A 15178-nucleotide genomic window follows, 5' to 3' on the forward strand; every position below is an offset into this window, starting at 1 on the left:
CCAGACGGAGTGTCATACATTATATGACACTCTGTTTGGGGCGTGGAGAGCGGGAGGCGCGCGCGATGGGACGCGGCCGTGGGAGGAAAGCCGCGGCGTGACGTCTTCCCGCGGTCGCGGGGCGCGCGGTCACGTGACGGTTCAGGAGCGAGGGATTTGCGCCCGCCTCGTGTCGGCCGCACAAGCCGGAAGTCTTTTTTCCCCAATGAAAACCCTGCCCGCCCTCGCCTTCGCGCTGTCTGCCGCCGCCTCGTTGTCCGCCGCCGAGCCGGCGTTTCTTTCTTGGGCGCCGACACCACCGATGGGCTGGAACAGCTGGGACAATTTCGCGACCACCGTCACGGAGGAACAGACGAAGCAGCAGGCCGATTTCATGGCCGCGAAACTGAAGGCGCACGGCTGGCGCTACATCATCGTCGATATCCAGTGGTATGAGCCCGGCGCGGAGAGCCACGCGTATCGCAGCGACGCCGTGTTGGTGATGGACGACTACGGTCGGCTCCAACCCGCGCCGAATCGTTTCCCCTCGTCCGCGAACGGCGCGGGTTTCAAGCCGCTCGCCGACTACGTGCATTCGCTCGGACTGAAGTTCGGCATCCATCTCATGCGCGGCATCCCGCGTCAGGCGGTGGAGAAAAACCTGCCAATCCTCGGCACATCGTATCGCGCGCAGGACATCGCGAACCGCGCCAGCATCTGCCCGTGGAATCCCGACATGTATGGCGTGGATATGTCGAAGCCGGGGGCGCAGGAGTATTACAACTCCGTCTTCGACCTGTTCGCCTCGTGGGGTGTCGACTACGTGAAGGTCGATGACATCTCGCGGCCGTATCACGATCACCAGGACGAGATCGAGGCGATCCGGCACGCGATCGATCGCACCGGCCGGCCGATGGTGCTGAGCCTTTCCCCCGGCGAGACGCCGCTCAGCGCGGCCGCGCACGCGCAGCAGCACGCGAATCTCTGGCGCATCAGCGACGATTTCTGGGACCGCTGGCTCGCGCTGCGCGATCAGTTCGTGCGCCTTGCCGCGTGGAACCCACATCGCCGGTCAGGCGCGTGGCCCGATGCCGACATGCTACCGCTGGGCGTGCTCAACCTTGGCACGCGCAGCACGCGCTTCACGCCCGACGAACAGGTCACGTTGATGACGCTGTGGTCGATCGCCCGCTCGCCGTTGATGCATGGCGGCGACCTGACGAAGACCGACGGCTTCACGCTGTCCCTGCTCACCAACGACGAGGTGCTCGCCGTCAATCAGCACAGCGCGAATAACCGCCCGCTCTTCGACCGCGACGGCCTCGTCGCGTGGATTGCGGACGTCCCGGACTCTTACGACAAATACCTCGCTGTTTTCAACAAACGCGACCGCGTCGCGCTCACCGCGGAAAACGCCCGCGCCGTCAGCGGCGCCGTCACGCGCGATCCCGTCACCTCGCAACAGCTCGAGGCGGATCTGCGCGGCGGGAAACGGCTCATCCTCAGCGCCGAGCCGATCGAACCGTCGGGCGAATGGAACCGCATCGTCTGGCAACAACCCCGACTCGTGCTGGCCGACGGCAGCGAGCGACCGCTCACGGAGCTGACGTGGACGCAGGCCGACGCCGCGTGGGACAGCACGCGGGTGAAGAAGAACGACGCCGGCGAAGCGCTCGGCGTCGCCGCCGAAATTCCCGCGGTGGTCGAGTTCGACCTGCCCCCCGGCGTCGTCGGTTTTCGGGTGACACCGGTGGTCGAGTCAAATGGACGCGGACGCGAGCCGGGCCCGACGCGGTTCATGGTGGTCGTGGCGACGAACGAAAACCAAGCGAAAACCGCCGGCGTGCCGGTCGCGGTCCGACTCGCCGATCTCGGTTTTTCCGGCCCGGTCCGGGTGCGCGACCTTTGGACACACCGTGATGTCGGCGAAGTCAGCGGCGAATTCGCGCCCGAGATCGCGTTTCACGGCGCGGGCCTGTTCCGACTTTCGCCGGCGCGCTGACCGGCGGCTCTTGCGGCGGCCGCTTTTGCCAGACTGTCCGGCGACGCGGCCTTCGCCGGGCCGGCCGATTTGATCTGCCGTAGCGTGCCCCGGCGCCGGTGCGCCGGATTCCCCCCTGCTCCCACTCTGATGAAACTCGGTGTTCGCGCTCACGATTTTGGCAAACTTCCGGTCGACGAACTCGCGGCCCGGATCGCGGCTCACGGGCTCAGCTCCATCCAGCTGGCCGTCACGAAAGCCATCGCGGGCTTCGATGAAGATGCGGGCCGTCTGAGTCCTGGCTTCGCGAACACCGTGCGCGCGGCGCTGCAGAAGCGGGATATCCAGATCGCCGTGCTCGGCTGCTATATCAATCTGGGCCGGCGCGACGCCACGCAGCGTCCGCAGCTCGAACGTTTCAAGGAGCATCTCCGCTTCGCGCGCGATTTCGGCTGCAGCGTGGTCGGCACGGAAACCGGTTCGCTCAATGCCGACTTCTCGCGTCACCCGGAAAACGGCGGCGATGAAGCTTATCAGAACGTGCTCGCGAACGTGCGCGAGTTGGTCCGCGAGGCGGAGAAGTTCGGCGTCTTCGTGTGCATCGAGGCGGTGGAGCGCTACGTGATTTCCTCACCGCAGCGACTGCGCCGGCTGATCGACGATGTGAACTCGCCGAATCTTCAGGTGATCTACGATCCGGTGAACCTGCTCTGGTCGACGAACCACGAGCGGCAGGACGAGATCATGGACGAAGCCCATTCGTTGCTCGGCGACCGGATCTGCATCGTTCACGCGAAAGACTTCACCGTGACCGAGGGGCAGTTTCAGGAGCACCCGGCGGGACAAGGCCGGCTCAATTACCCGAAGCTGATGCGCTGGATCAAGCAGCAGAAACCCGGCGTCGACGTGCTCCTCGAGAACACCCATCCGTCGACCATCGCCGGGACGATCGCCTTCATGCGGCAGGCATACGCGGCGGCGTGAGCCGCTCGTCGGCCGGGCGAATCCGGCGCCGCGCGATCGGCCGGCCGCGACGATCGCCGCGGCCGGTTGACTCGCCTTACTTCGCGGCCGCGCGGGCGCGATTCCGCTCGCGCGTCGGACGGCTTTTCTTCGCGCGGGACTTGGGCGCCGCCAACGTTGCCGCCGCTGGCGTCTCCTGCAGGTGTTTCGTCAGCCGCAGGACCTCGACGCCCGCGAGCAGCACGATGCCGATGCCGTGGGTGTCGTTGAGGTTCCAGAGGAGATCGCGTTTGTAATATTCCGAGGTGAAGGAGAACTCGGAGCCGCGGCAGACGCCGTGGACGTTGCCCAGGCGATCGATCGAGGTGCGGTTGAGCGCCTCCCAGGCCTTGATCACGGCGCGCACATACGGCGCGGCATCCTCGAGCCAGCCGTAGCGCACGCCCCGCGCGAACGCGTAGGCGAACATGGAGGTGCATGAGGTTTCCGGATACGAATCGTGCTCGTGCAGGACCTGGTGCCACATGCCCGCGGCGTCCTGCTGCGCAAGGTAGCCGGAGCAGAGATCGCGGAACATGGCCAGCAGCTCGCGACGCAATTCGTGATCCGCGGGCAGGACGGCGAGCAACTCGGACAGCGAGAAGATCACCCAGCCGTTGCCGCGGCCCCACGGCACGCCCGTCGCCAGCTGGCGCGAAAAGTCGTAGACGTGCGCCATCAGCTTCAGCTCCGGCAGATAGAGGTGTTTCTTGAAACCGAGGAACTGCCGCGCCGCGTCGTCGATATAGCGTCGCTCGCCCGTGAGCTCGAAATAGCGGCAGAGGAACGGCACGCTCATGTAGAGATCGTCGGCCCAGAGCGTGTCCTCGTGGAAGGTGTGCATCAGGTGCTTCCGGAAGAACGTGCCGTCCGGCAGCCGCACCTGGCGGTTGCTGATGAAATCCGCGACGTAGTCCGCGATTTCGCGGCCGCCCGGGATGTCGTGATATTTCATCACCTCGAGCAGCGACGAACCGAACGAACCGCAGTCGTCGAGGCTGTCGATGCTCGTCAGCAGGTGGTGGACATTCGTCGCGCCGCCATACTGCTTCCGGTCCCACAGCGCATAGTCGAAGATGTCGCTGCAAAAGCGCATGTGATCGACGAGGTAGCGCTGGGTTTCGTCGGACCCGATCGCCCGCGCGCTGTGCAGCAAGCCATACAGCGTGACGCCCAGCGGGTAGTTCCAGCGGCCATACAGCGCGTTGTCGTTATAAACCCGCACCCACGTATCCGGTTCGTCGAGACGCCAGTAGGTGTCGCCCCCCTCCGCCGGCACGAGCCGGTGCAGATCGCGCAGCTTCGCCGCCGACACCGCTGCCTCGTCGGCAAACGGTCCCGTGTAGATCCAGGTTTCCGCCGAGCCCTGGATATTGCAGGGACTCGCGAACGCCACCGGTTCGCGGCCGTCGCGCAGCTGGAGCGTGAAGCCCCACTCGCGGCCCTGGGCCTTCGTGCGAACCATCACGTCGTGCTGGCCGAACGGCACGCGGACGGTCGCGGAGAACTTGCCGCCGCGAGCGGATGTGAACACGACCTCATCGTCGATCGTCACCGTGATCGGTCCGTGGCTTTGGCCCGCAAGCGTGTAGTCGCCGGGGCCGGGGCGCAGGAAAAGGCCACGGGTCCAGCCCACCGCCCAGGCGTTCGGCACGAGGCCGAAGATCCGGCGGCACTGTCCGGCGTTTTGCAGCGCCTTCGGCCAGGTCGCCACAGGGCGCCACTTCAAGCCCGTTTCCGCTTCGGTCGAGTTCTTGCCCGGGACCAGCGGCAGCTCGGTGCGCGTCGGCTCGCTGAACAGCCAGCCCTCCTGCCCGGCGCGATCCGGGGTGGGCATGATGAAATAATACGGGAGCTTGCCGAGCCAGGTGCCGAACACCCCGCCGAAACCGCCGCGCGTCTTCTTGAAACGCAGGACGAGGTGATTCCAGCCCGCGTCGAGGCGGATGTGCAGGCTCTGGCGCTCGTCAGGATAGCGTTCCTCGAAGATCGTCGACCGGAAGACGCACTGCTGGTTGCGATACACCACCGTCGGGCAATGGCACGAAACGTCGAACTTGATCTCCGATTCGCCCTCCGACCAGATCCGCCCCCAGGCGTAGACATAGGCGCCGTCAGGCGCCTGCGGATACTCGGCGTTGAAATCCGCGTGATAACGATAGTCCTGGCCGCGCACGATGCCGCTGCGACGGTAGGCGCGGAAGGTCGGCGGGTGCGGCGGATTGTGACCGCGGTAGCGCCGCACGATGACGTCGAGCGTGCGCTCAACCTGCAGGCCAGCCTGCGCGAACATGCTTTGGTGATCTTCGAAATAGAAGCCCATACGAATTCGGAAAGTGACGGTGATCTCAGCGGGAACGCTTTCGCTGCAGTGACTCGGAGGCTTGTGACTTTCCGGCGATCCGGCTGGGTTTCTGCGACCACGAAGGACCGCGAGAGCCGGACAGAGGGGTGGAGATCAAGAGCGGGTTTGCAGGTGCGTTTGGCAGATCATTCGAATGCGCCTGTAATGAGCCGGCGAGACAACTGAGGCGAAATCTGACCGTAAGAATAAACGTCGCCGGCGGGCCGCCTCGTCAGCACGAAGCGGCCGCCGAAGGGTTCACCGGCGGGACGGCATCGCGTCCGGCACGAGGGCCATGCACTCGATCGCCGCGAGGCCCCACTGGGCCGTGCCGTTGGTGGACACCCAGGCCGCCTCGTGCACGGGCTTCAGCACCGCGGGTCCGTCGACCACCTTGGCTTCCGGCGTCGCCCGGCGGCCGCGACCCTCGCTGCCTTCGGCTCCGTAAAACTCCGACCAGGCCCGTTTCGCCAGCGCGGGATCGTTGAGTTCGCGGGCCGCAAACGCCGTGAGGCGCGAGTGCCCCTGCTGCAAACTGATTCCGCGCAGCGGCTGGCCAAACCGCTTCGCCTGCTCGTCCGCCGGCGCGTTGTAGTAGATGCAGTAATCGAGCCACGCCTGCCGGAAGGCCGGCTCGTCAAACAACTGCACGAGCTCCGCGCACACCTCCACCAGTCCGAAGACGGCGCTCAGGTGCGACACGCTCACGCGATCGCTCTCGGAGATCGCGAAGGCGCCGCTGTCGAGATTGATGCGGGCGCCGCCGGTGAAGAAACCGCGCGGCTGCGCCGCGATCGTCCGCATGCTCGCCAGCAGGCGTTCGCGAATCTTCGCATCGCCCGTGCGCTCCCATTCGGTGAGCCACGCGGAGGCGGCCGAGCCCCAGTCCGTGCCGAAGCCGGCGTAAACCTCCTTCGCGTTCGGATCCGGTTTCGTTACGCGGTCGGGCGCAACCTTGCGATTGGCCTGGATCACCGCCAGCGCGCGCACCGCCTCGATCTGCTCGCGCATGAGGTCGCCCACGCGTTCGTCGCCGGTCAGATAATAATAATAGCGCCGGTTCGCCGCCGTGCTGATGCGCAGCTGCTTCGCGCTGCAGCCCCAGTGCAGGACGTTGTGACGCGACCCGAGCGGCGCGAAGCGGCCGAGGTGATGCACGTCGACCTCGCCCGTGTGCCGGGTCATCGCCTCGGCAAACCGAAACACGTCCGCGCGCCCCGTCCGCAGGAAATACAGCCAGAGCCAGATGTCGGTCGAGAGTTCCGAATTGTCCCAAGCGAACCCGCCCACGTCGTATTTCCACTCGTGGCGATCGGCGTCGTAGCTGTGCATCACGTCGCCGTAGTTCCAGAATCCATACCAACGCCGCTCCTCGCGCTGCGTTTCGTAATACCGGAAATGCCAGTCGAGCTGCTCCTCGAGCGCGATCTGCGCCGGCGTTTCCCGGCTGACCGGCGACCACAGGCCGCCGAACACCGCGCACGACGACAGATATTCGGGCGACGCGATCAGCAGCGGCGGCGTGCGCACCACCTGCGCCAGCTCCACGAGACGCTCGCGCGACGGCGTCGCCGCCACCGCCCACAGATAAACCTCGCTCGTCCGCGCCACGCCCTCGGGCTTGTCGAAGCCGGGCTCGTAGTCCTCGTAGGTGATCTCCATCGCGTCGACCTGCTTCGCGTAGGTATCGAGGTCCATGTCGTCGTGATAACCGCGCAGGTCCATCGCCGGCGCTTGCGGCGACCACAACCACACCGTCACCTCCGCGGCGTCGCCGGTCGCGTTGAGAATCTCGAGCTCGCTCGGATGACTCTGCCAGAAATTGCGCAAACCGAACGCCACCCCGCCCTGCGGCGTGCCGACATAGCCGAATCCGCCCGCGCGACGCCCGCGGCCCGGCCCGATCCAGGTGAAGCCCGGCTTCGTGCGCTTCCGGATCTCGAAACCGTCCGCGCTCGATTGAAACAGGCTCCAGTCGCCGAACGCCGGCACGTAGTGCAAACGCGAGGACACGCGTTTGTCCCACTCCGAGACCGGCGGCGTCGCCTCGCCCGCGATTTGCGCCGCACGCACTGCCGCGCCCGGATCGCGCCGCAGGCCCGTGATCCCGCGCACCGCCTCGCCGAACAAGTTGTCCTCACCCTCGCCGGCAAAACGCACGTGGCGATCGTGCAATTCCCCGCGCAACGGCACGTCGAAGCGCACGCCGAGTCCGCGAATGAAGTCCTTCCGCTCGTCGCCATCGTAAACGATCGTGTGCATCACCCGCACGGCGTCGCCGCCGGCGTAAAAATAAAGCCGCACGACGAACGGCAGCCACGCCGCCCGCGTCGCGTTGCCCGCGGGCGCGTGCCGGCCCTCGATCTTCACCACCGCGCGCACCGGGCCGTCCTGCTCGAGCGTCACGCGTCCGATTTCGCCTTCGAAGTTTTCCGGCGCCGCCACGGCGTCGGCCGATTCCTGCCGCAGCAACACCAGCCGGCCGTTGCGCAGCAGATCGTGGCCATCGCGCTGGATGAGCGGAATCAACGCGCGGCCCTTCTTCGCCACCCGCACCGCGATCACGCCCGTATCGATGTGAATCTCGCCGCCTGCGTCGCTCGCGCGGAGCGTCTTCGCCGGCGCGGCGGGCGTGCCCGGCGCGAGTTCGGCGCCGTCGGCGACCGCCGCATCGGCCGGCACCGCATGCGCGGTCCATTTCAGCGAACCGTCCGGCCAGGTGGCGAGCGGCCAGCTCTGCACCGGCACCGCGCCGGCTCCCGAACGCAGCGTGAAAGTCGTCCCCGCCTGATGCCGGCCGCGCGGCCACGGCATGCCCCAGGTCACTCCCGGCAACGCCTTCGGGGCCGTCCCGTCGAGCCAGTGCACCGACGACACGCCCGATTTTCCGCCGGCGCGAAAAGTCGTGGCGGACGAGGCCGGGCTCTGCTGCGCCAGCAGGGACGACGTGAGTTTCGCAGCCGCGGCGGCAAGCGCGGTGTTACGGACAAATTGGCGGCGGGTAAATTGGGACATGGGAGTTTCGGAGATCGCAGTTCGGAGATTGGAGTTCGAAGATCGGGCAAACCGCCCTGGCGCTTAGGCGAGATGAAAGACCTCGCGCAGCTCGGTGGAGACGGGGCTGTTGTCCGGATTGCTCGGCATCACATCCGCCATGTGTTTCCACCAGCGCTGACACTCGGGGGTCGCCGCGATGGCGGCCCAGCGCGCCTCGTCCTCGATCTCGACGTAGCCAAACAACTGGCGCGTCTGCGGATGCAGGAAGATGGAGTAATTGTGAGCGCCATGCGATTTCAGCACGGCCTCGAGGTCGGCCCAGATCGGGCGGTGACGGCGCTCATACTCGGCTTCGTGGCCGGCATGGACGGACATGACGAACGCTTTGCGAATCATCGTTGGGAAGGGGTCAGGGTTGAGAGAAGACGAATGAAACCTGCCCGACGTTGCCACGTCCTGCCGCGGTGACAGTTCGAATTTTCGTGGAAACGCGCCGAAAAATTCGGACTGACCGAATTAACGTTGAACTCGCCTCCCTCCTGACGAACCTGACCCCGATGCCCGCTCCCACCCTACGCACGCTGGCAAAAGAACTCGGTCTGTCGCGCACGACCGTTTCGGACGCTCTCCGCGGCTCTCCGCGCGTGAACCCCGACACCGTCGCGCGGGTCCGCGCCGCCGCCCGTGCGGCCGGCTACGAGCGCAATCCACTGACCGGCGCCGTCATGTCGCTGCTTCGCCGTTCGCGCGGCCAGAAGTTTCGCGGCGTCCTCGCCGCGCTCGAGATGGTCGATGGGCCGCGGCCTTCGCATGCCATCCGCTACAACGAAAGCGTGCTCGCGGGCGTCTCCGAGCGCGCGAACGAACTCGGCTTCAAGGTCGAGCGTTTCGAGATCGGACCCAACGGGGTGCGTCTCAACCGCCTGGATACGATTCTCCACACGCGCGGCATCCAGGCGCTGGTCGTGCTGCCTGCGTCGGGGTTCCCGGATCTTTCGTCGCTCAGCTGGCAGCGCTACACCGCGGTCTACGCCGACTACTTCATCGATCATCCGTCGCTGCATTGCGTGTGCTCCGACCATTACCGCTCGATGATCACGCTGCTGCGCGAGGTGCACGCGCGGGGTTACCGCCGGCCGGGGTTGTTCATGGACATCCAACTCGACGAGCGCCTGCAGTTTCGCTGGGAGGGCGCCTTCCTCGCCCTGCAGAAATACCTGCCGAAAATCACCGCGGTGCCCGCGTTGCGGATGAAGTCGGTCGTGCGTGCCGACTTCGAGGCGTGGTTCAAGAAATACGATCCCGACGTCGTCATGGGCCACTATCCGGAGGCGATGGCCTGGATGAAGGCCTGCGGCGCGAAGATCCCGAAGACGCACGGCTTCGTCTGCCTCAACTCGCTGCGCGCCGAGGAAGGCTGCGCCTCGCTCGACCTGCAGGCGGCCCAACTCGGCGCCCGCGCCGCCGAACTCGTGATCGGCCAGCTGCTGCATAACGAATTCGGCATTCCCGACGAAGCATCGCTGACGACGATCCCCGCGAAACTGATCGAGGGCGAAACCCTCCGTCCGCCCGTTTCCTCGCCGGAGGAATCCACGGTCGAGGCGCCGGTCTGAAGCCCGGCGCCCGTCCCAACGATCGCGGCACCGCCGCCCTCTCCGCGCCTATTCGCTGCGGAGAAATTCCTTCAGCCGCGTATCCCGCAAGTCGCGCAGACCGGTCGCCACGACGGCTGCATTCAACTCCGCGCCCAGCCGGCTCGTGTGCGTGTGCGCATCGCCAAACAGCGGATCCACCTTCTCCGGCCCCATGCGATCGTAGACCTGGGCGACGCGTTCGTTGAGATCGATGAAGGGCACGCGTTCCTGCTCCGCCACCTGTCGGGCCCAGCCGGCATAACCGTCGGCCGAGCGAACGATCTTGCCGTCTTTCCAAGTCTTGCGCGGCACGAGCGAGCAGACGATCGGATTCAGGCCGCGCTCCTTCGCCTCGCGGATATAACGGCGCAAATACCAGCCGTAGGTGTGCACGACTTCACGCTCCTTCGTCAGCAGATTGTCGATCGTCTCGCTCTGTTCGCCGGTGCCCTTGATCGTGCCGCGCGCGCGCGAATCGTCGTTGAGCGGGCCGTTGTCGTTGTGGCCGAATTGCATGATCACGTAATCGCCCGGCTTCGCCAGCATCAGCACGCGGCTCCAGTGCCCCTGCGTCAAAAACGTCCGGCTGCTCAGGCCGCCGACCGCACGGTTGACGACATTGACGCGATCCAGGTCGAACAGCGCCGGCAGCGCGTCGCCCCAGCCCCACTGCCCGCCCTCGCCGTCGCCGCGACCGTTGCGCACCGTCGAATCGCCGACCAGAAAAAGCGTCGGCAACTCCGGATTCCGCGGCTCCGGCAGATTGAGCCAACCAATGCGATCGGCCGTCACCGCCGCGCCTTTTTCCGACAGGAACTTGTCCCACGGTCCGCGCCGCAAGCCTTTGAGGCCGGCGACCACGCACGCCGCGTTCAGATCCGCGCCTTCCGCATTCGTATGCGTGTGGTCCTTCGGAAACAGCGCGGCCACGCGCTCCGGCCCCATCTCCTGATAACGGTCCGCGATGATGCGTGTGACATCGACGAATGCGACGCCGGTCGCTTCCGCGACCTCGCGATCCCAGGCGCGATAACCGCCCGGACCGCGCTCCACTTTTCCGTCTTTCCAAATGTTGCGCACCGTCGTCGAGAGCACGATCGGCGTCGCGCCGACCGCTTTCACGTCGGCGATCATCTTGCGCAGATACCAGCCGAACGTGTGCACGACCTCGTGCTGCTTCGTGAGCACATTGTCGATCTCCTGCGTCTCCTCGCCGATGCCCGGCAGCGAACCGCGGGCGCGCAGCGGACGATTGGAGCCCGGGGGCTCCTCGTTGATCGCGCCGCCGTCGTTGTGACCAAACTGGATCAGCACGAAATCGCCCGGTTTCGCATCGGCGAGCAGCTGCTCCCACAATCCTTCCGTGATGAACGTGCGGCTGCTGCGCCCGCCACGAGCACGGTTCGCGACATTGATCTTCGCCGGATCGAAATAATCCGCGAACGGCACGGCCCAGCCCTGCTGCTCCGCGCCACTGCCTTTCGCCGCCGTCGAGTCGCCGGCGATGAACACGGTCGGCAGATCCGGATTCAACTCCGTCCGGGCGGCCGCGGGATTGGACGTGAGGTCGGGCGCAGGCGTCTGCGCCACCGCGCTGATCGCGAACAGCGACCCAAAAACAACGGAGACGGCAAATTTCCAACGAGGAAACAGGCAGGGGCGCGTGTCCCCTCGCGCTTTGAACGGCGCGCGCAAAGGCGCTTGCGCGCTAACGACGCGGACGGCTCGGAGAGCCGTCCCTACCCGTTTCTGCGCGGCGGGAGAGTTCGATCTTTCGCATCGATTCGCGGTCATTCGCAGTTCCTTTTGCATGGTGTTCCCAGACTAGTGGTTCAGGGCGTCGCGGCCAGCGTGAGGTTGGGGCCGAGTTGAGCGGCTTTGCCTTTCGCGAGATCCTTCAGCTCGCGCGTCTCTCCGTTGTAGCGCACGATCACCGGCTCGCCGCGCAGGCTGCGCACCGTCGCCGCTTCCAGAAAGCCGTCGCGCCAGACGAGATCGACCTCGAACCCGCCGCGGGTTCTCAAGCCGCGCATCGTGCCGGAGCTCCAGGCCTCGGGCAATGCCGGCAGCAGATCGATCTCCCAAACGCCGCCGGGCGCGCCGCGGCTCTGCAGGAGCAGTTCCGCGATGGCGGCCGTGCCGCCGAGATTGCCGTCGATTTGAAACGGCGGGTGCGCGTCAAAAAGATTTGGATACGTGCCGCCCCCCTGTGTCGAGATTCCGTCCCCGCCGCCGGCCGGCGCCAGCAGCGAGCGCAGGATGTCGCTCGCACGCTCGCCGTCGCCGATCCGCGCCCAGAGCGCGAGCTTGTGCGCGAGGCACCAGCCGGTGCCGCCGTCGCCGCGGGCATCGAGGGTCTGGCGCGCCGCGGCCAGCAGCTCGGGCGTGCCGGTGCGGCTGATCTCGTCGCCGGGAAACAGTCCCCACAAATGCGAGATGTGCCGGTGATGCGGATCGACCTCCGGATAATCCTGGAGCCACTCCATGACGCGGCCGTCCTTCGCAATGCGCGTCGGCGGCAGGCGTTTCACTTTCTCCGTGAGCTCACGCTGCAGGTCCGCGTCGACGCCAAGGATGCGCGCGGCTTCGGCGGTGGCGTTGAAAAGATAGCGCAGGATCTGGTTGTCGAAGGTCGGTCCGAGGCACACGTGCGCCACGGTGCCGTCCGCCAGCCGGAAGGCATTTTCGGGCGAGTTAGCCGGCGCGGTCACGAGCCAGCGGTGCGTCGGTTCCTCGATCAGCATGTCGAGGTAGAATTGCGCCGAGCCTTTCAGCGTCGGATACGCGGTCGCGAGAAACTCACGATCGCCGGTGAACAGGTAATGCTCCCAGAAATGCTGGCAGAGCCAGGCGGAGCCCGTCGTCGTCGCGCCCCAGTTCGCGCCTTCGCCGGGCGAGGTGAAGCCCCATGGATTCGCCAGCACATGCGCGACCCAGCCGCGGGCGTTGTAATATTTCTTCGCGGTGCGCGCGCCGGGTTCCTGCAACGAGCGCGTGAGCGCAAACAACGGCTCGTGCAGCTCTGAAAGATTGCACACCTCTGCCGGCCAGAAATTCATCTGCACGTTGATGTTCAGGTGCCAGTCGCCGTTCCACGGGGTCTGGACACCGTCGGCCCAGAGGCCTTGCAGATTCGGCGGGAGACCGTCGCGGCGCGTCGACGAAATGAACAGATAGCGACCGAAATCGAAATACAGCTGCGCGAGCCCGGGATCGTCGCTGCCCGCCGCCTGAATGCCGAGTCGTTCCTCGGTGAGCGCCGCCCGCGCCTCCGGCGGCGTGCCGGCGAGTCGGAGCGAAACGCGATCGAAATACGAGCGATAGTGCGCGACGTGACGCGCGCGGAGCGCCGCATAGGATTTCTCCGCCGCGGAATTCAGATCCGCGAGCGCCGCTTTTTCCGCATCGTCCACAGGACGGCCGGCGAAGCTCTTAAGGTCGGTCGCGCCGGTGGCGAGCAGCAGGACTTCGTCGGCGCCGGTCACGCGCAGCGAGTCGCCGCGCGTCTCCACTTTTCCACCACGAGGCAGCACGCGCACGGCGGCCGCGAAGCCGACATTCTCGCCGCCTTTGCCATCGGCGAGCCGGCCTTTCATCACGAGTGTGCCGTCCGCGGTGGCGGCGGTCGTCGCGCGCTCGGGCCGGTCGAGCTTCACTTCAAACGAAAGTGCGCCGGGCCGGCTGGCGCGCAGCCGCATCACCATCGCTTCGTCCGGGGCGCTGACGAACGCTTCGCGCTCGAACTGCACGCCGTCGCGCTCGTAGGCGATCCGGGTCACGGCGTCGCCGATGTCGAGCTCGCGGCCATACGCGTTCGCCGCGCTATCGCCCTCGAACACGAGCTCGAGATTACCGAGCAGCTGATACGAGCCGTAGGGCACGTTGGCGCCCCTGCCGCGGCCGGAGCCGGCGCCGGCGCAGGTGAAATGTTCCGCCACGAGGCGCTCGGCCTCGGCGTTTTTGCCCTCGAGCAGCAGCCGGCGGATCTCCGGCAGCGCCGCGGCGGCGTCGGGCCGGTCGGCGTCCTGCACCGAGCCCGACCACATGCCGGCTTCGTTCAAGACAATGCGTTCCCGATCGGTGCCGCCGAACACCATCGCGCCGAGCCGGCCGTTGCCGAGCGGACTCGACTGCGTGAAATGCGTCGCGGGCGCGGCGAAGGTCACGAGCCGCTCGGGGCCGGGCCGTCGTTGGCGAAGATTGTCCACGAGTTCGCGGGGCACCCGGATCATCGTGCCATGACGCGCGCCGCGCGGCAGCGAGATCTCGGACGTCACGTCCTCCCAGGTGCGGAGGTCACGGGAGCGCAGCGCGCCATAGTGCTTTTCTCGATACACGTCGAAATACACGAGCGTATCGGCGCCGACCCCGATCGCCGTCGGGCCCTCGACCCAGTCGCGGGTGAACGGCGGCTCGAAGGTGCCCCACGGGCCTTCGATGTCGTCAGAGGTTGCGAGCCGCAGGTGCTTCTTCGGCGGCGTGCGCGTTTCGTCCTTCACGATCAGGTGAAACGTCCCGTTCGCATCCGGCAGGATCGTCGCGTCGATGACGCTGAAACCGGGGTCGACGAACACGCGCGTCGGGGTGAACGTCTTCCAGTCGGTGGTCGTCGTGCAGTAGATGCGGTGGTTGAGTTCGTCCTCCGACGCACCGGCCGTTTCCGAAAACTTCCCCGGCACGGTCGACGCCCAGAAAATAATGAACCGCTGCCGCTTCGGATCCCATGCGACTTCCGGCGCCCACGAGTTGCGCACGCCCGGCTCGTGCGCCATGACGGGAATCGATTTCTGCTCGGACCAGGTGAGAAAATCGCGCGTCGACGCGTAGCCGATGTGGTTGTCCCACCAGCCCGAGGTCCACACGAGGTGATACGTGCCGTCGGGACCGCGCAGCACGCACGGATCGCGCATGAGCTTGTCCTTGCCGATGGCGGGACGGAGGAAACTCGCGCCGCCGTCGAGCGCCTCCCAGCGGTAGCCATCCTCGCTCCACGCGAGATGGAGGCCGTCTTCGCCGTTGCCGGTGAAATAGGTGAACAGGTAAACGTCATCGGACGCGCGAAGTCCGACCGACGCGAGCAGGAGGGCGAGGCCTGCGCTCAGCAGGCGGAACCAGCGAAGTGAGTTCATGGGGAAAGAAGCCTAATGAGCAGGCGAGAGACACCTTTTCGGGGCGAAGGATCGTCCGCAACTTCGGGCGCCGGCGGCTGGGTGGAAGAGTGCGGGCGGAGTCGGACGC

General features: G+C 66.4%; 8 protein-coding genes. 3 read left to right on the forward strand and 5 right to left on the reverse strand.

Annotated elements, in window-relative coordinates; translation table 11 throughout:
- Positions 1-205: 205 nt before the first annotated feature.
- Entirely contained in the window at positions 206-1981 is a 1776-nt protein-coding gene (locus AC6RV7_RS05350; RefSeq protein ID WP_500092872.1) for a glycoside hydrolase family 27 protein, read from the forward strand.
- A gap of 129 nt (positions 1982-2110) precedes the next feature.
- Positions 2111-2944 (forward strand): sugar phosphate isomerase/epimerase family protein, encoded by an 834-nt coding sequence (locus AC6RV7_RS05355; RefSeq protein WP_500092873.1) that lies wholly within the window; start codon positions 2111-2113, stop codon positions 2942-2944.
- 76 nt (positions 2945-3020) lie between these two features.
- Here AC6RV7_RS05355 and AC6RV7_RS05360 read toward each other — a convergent pair whose 3' ends face one another.
- The 3 genes from AC6RV7_RS05360 to rhaM form a co-directional block, all read right to left on the reverse strand.
- A complete protein-coding gene (locus AC6RV7_RS05360; RefSeq protein WP_500092874.1) occupies positions 3021-5285 on the reverse strand; it encodes a glycoside hydrolase family 88/105 protein in 2265 nt (754 codons plus the stop codon).
- Between the two features lie 279 nt (positions 5286-5564).
- Positions 5565-8321 (reverse strand): exo-rhamnogalacturonan lyase family protein, encoded by a 2757-nt coding sequence (locus tag AC6RV7_RS05365; protein WP_500092875.1) that lies wholly within the window; start codon positions 8319-8321, stop codon positions 5565-5567.
- Between the two features lie 63 nt (positions 8322-8384).
- Positions 8385-8699, reverse strand: coding sequence for an L-rhamnose mutarotase (gene rhaM, locus AC6RV7_RS05370; RefSeq protein WP_500092876.1), 315 nt, complete (start codon positions 8697-8699; stop codon positions 8385-8387).
- A gap of 161 nt (positions 8700-8860) precedes the next feature.
- Here rhaM and AC6RV7_RS05375 point away from each other — a divergent pair, with 161 nt between their 5' ends.
- Positions 8861-9919, forward strand: a complete 1059-nt coding sequence (locus AC6RV7_RS05375) for a LacI family DNA-binding transcriptional regulator (protein WP_500092877.1) — start codon at positions 8861-8863, stop codon at positions 9917-9919.
- A 48-nt stretch (positions 9920-9967) separates the two neighbouring features.
- Here the strand turns inward: AC6RV7_RS05375 and AC6RV7_RS05380 are convergent, their stop codons facing one another.
- Complete coding sequence (locus AC6RV7_RS05380) at positions 9968-11530, reverse strand: rhamnogalacturonan acetylesterase (protein ID WP_500092878.1); 1563 nt, start codon at positions 11528-11530, stop codon at positions 9968-9970.
- Between the two features lie 242 nt (positions 11531-11772).
- Positions 11773-15069 (reverse strand): glycosyl hydrolase family 95 catalytic domain-containing protein, encoded by a 3297-nt coding sequence (locus tag AC6RV7_RS05385; RefSeq protein ID WP_500092879.1) that lies wholly within the window; start codon positions 15067-15069, stop codon positions 11773-11775.
- Positions 15070-15178 lie beyond the last annotated feature (109 nt).

The sequence above is a fragment of the Opitutus sp. sgz309028 genome, from assembly GCF_059821195.1.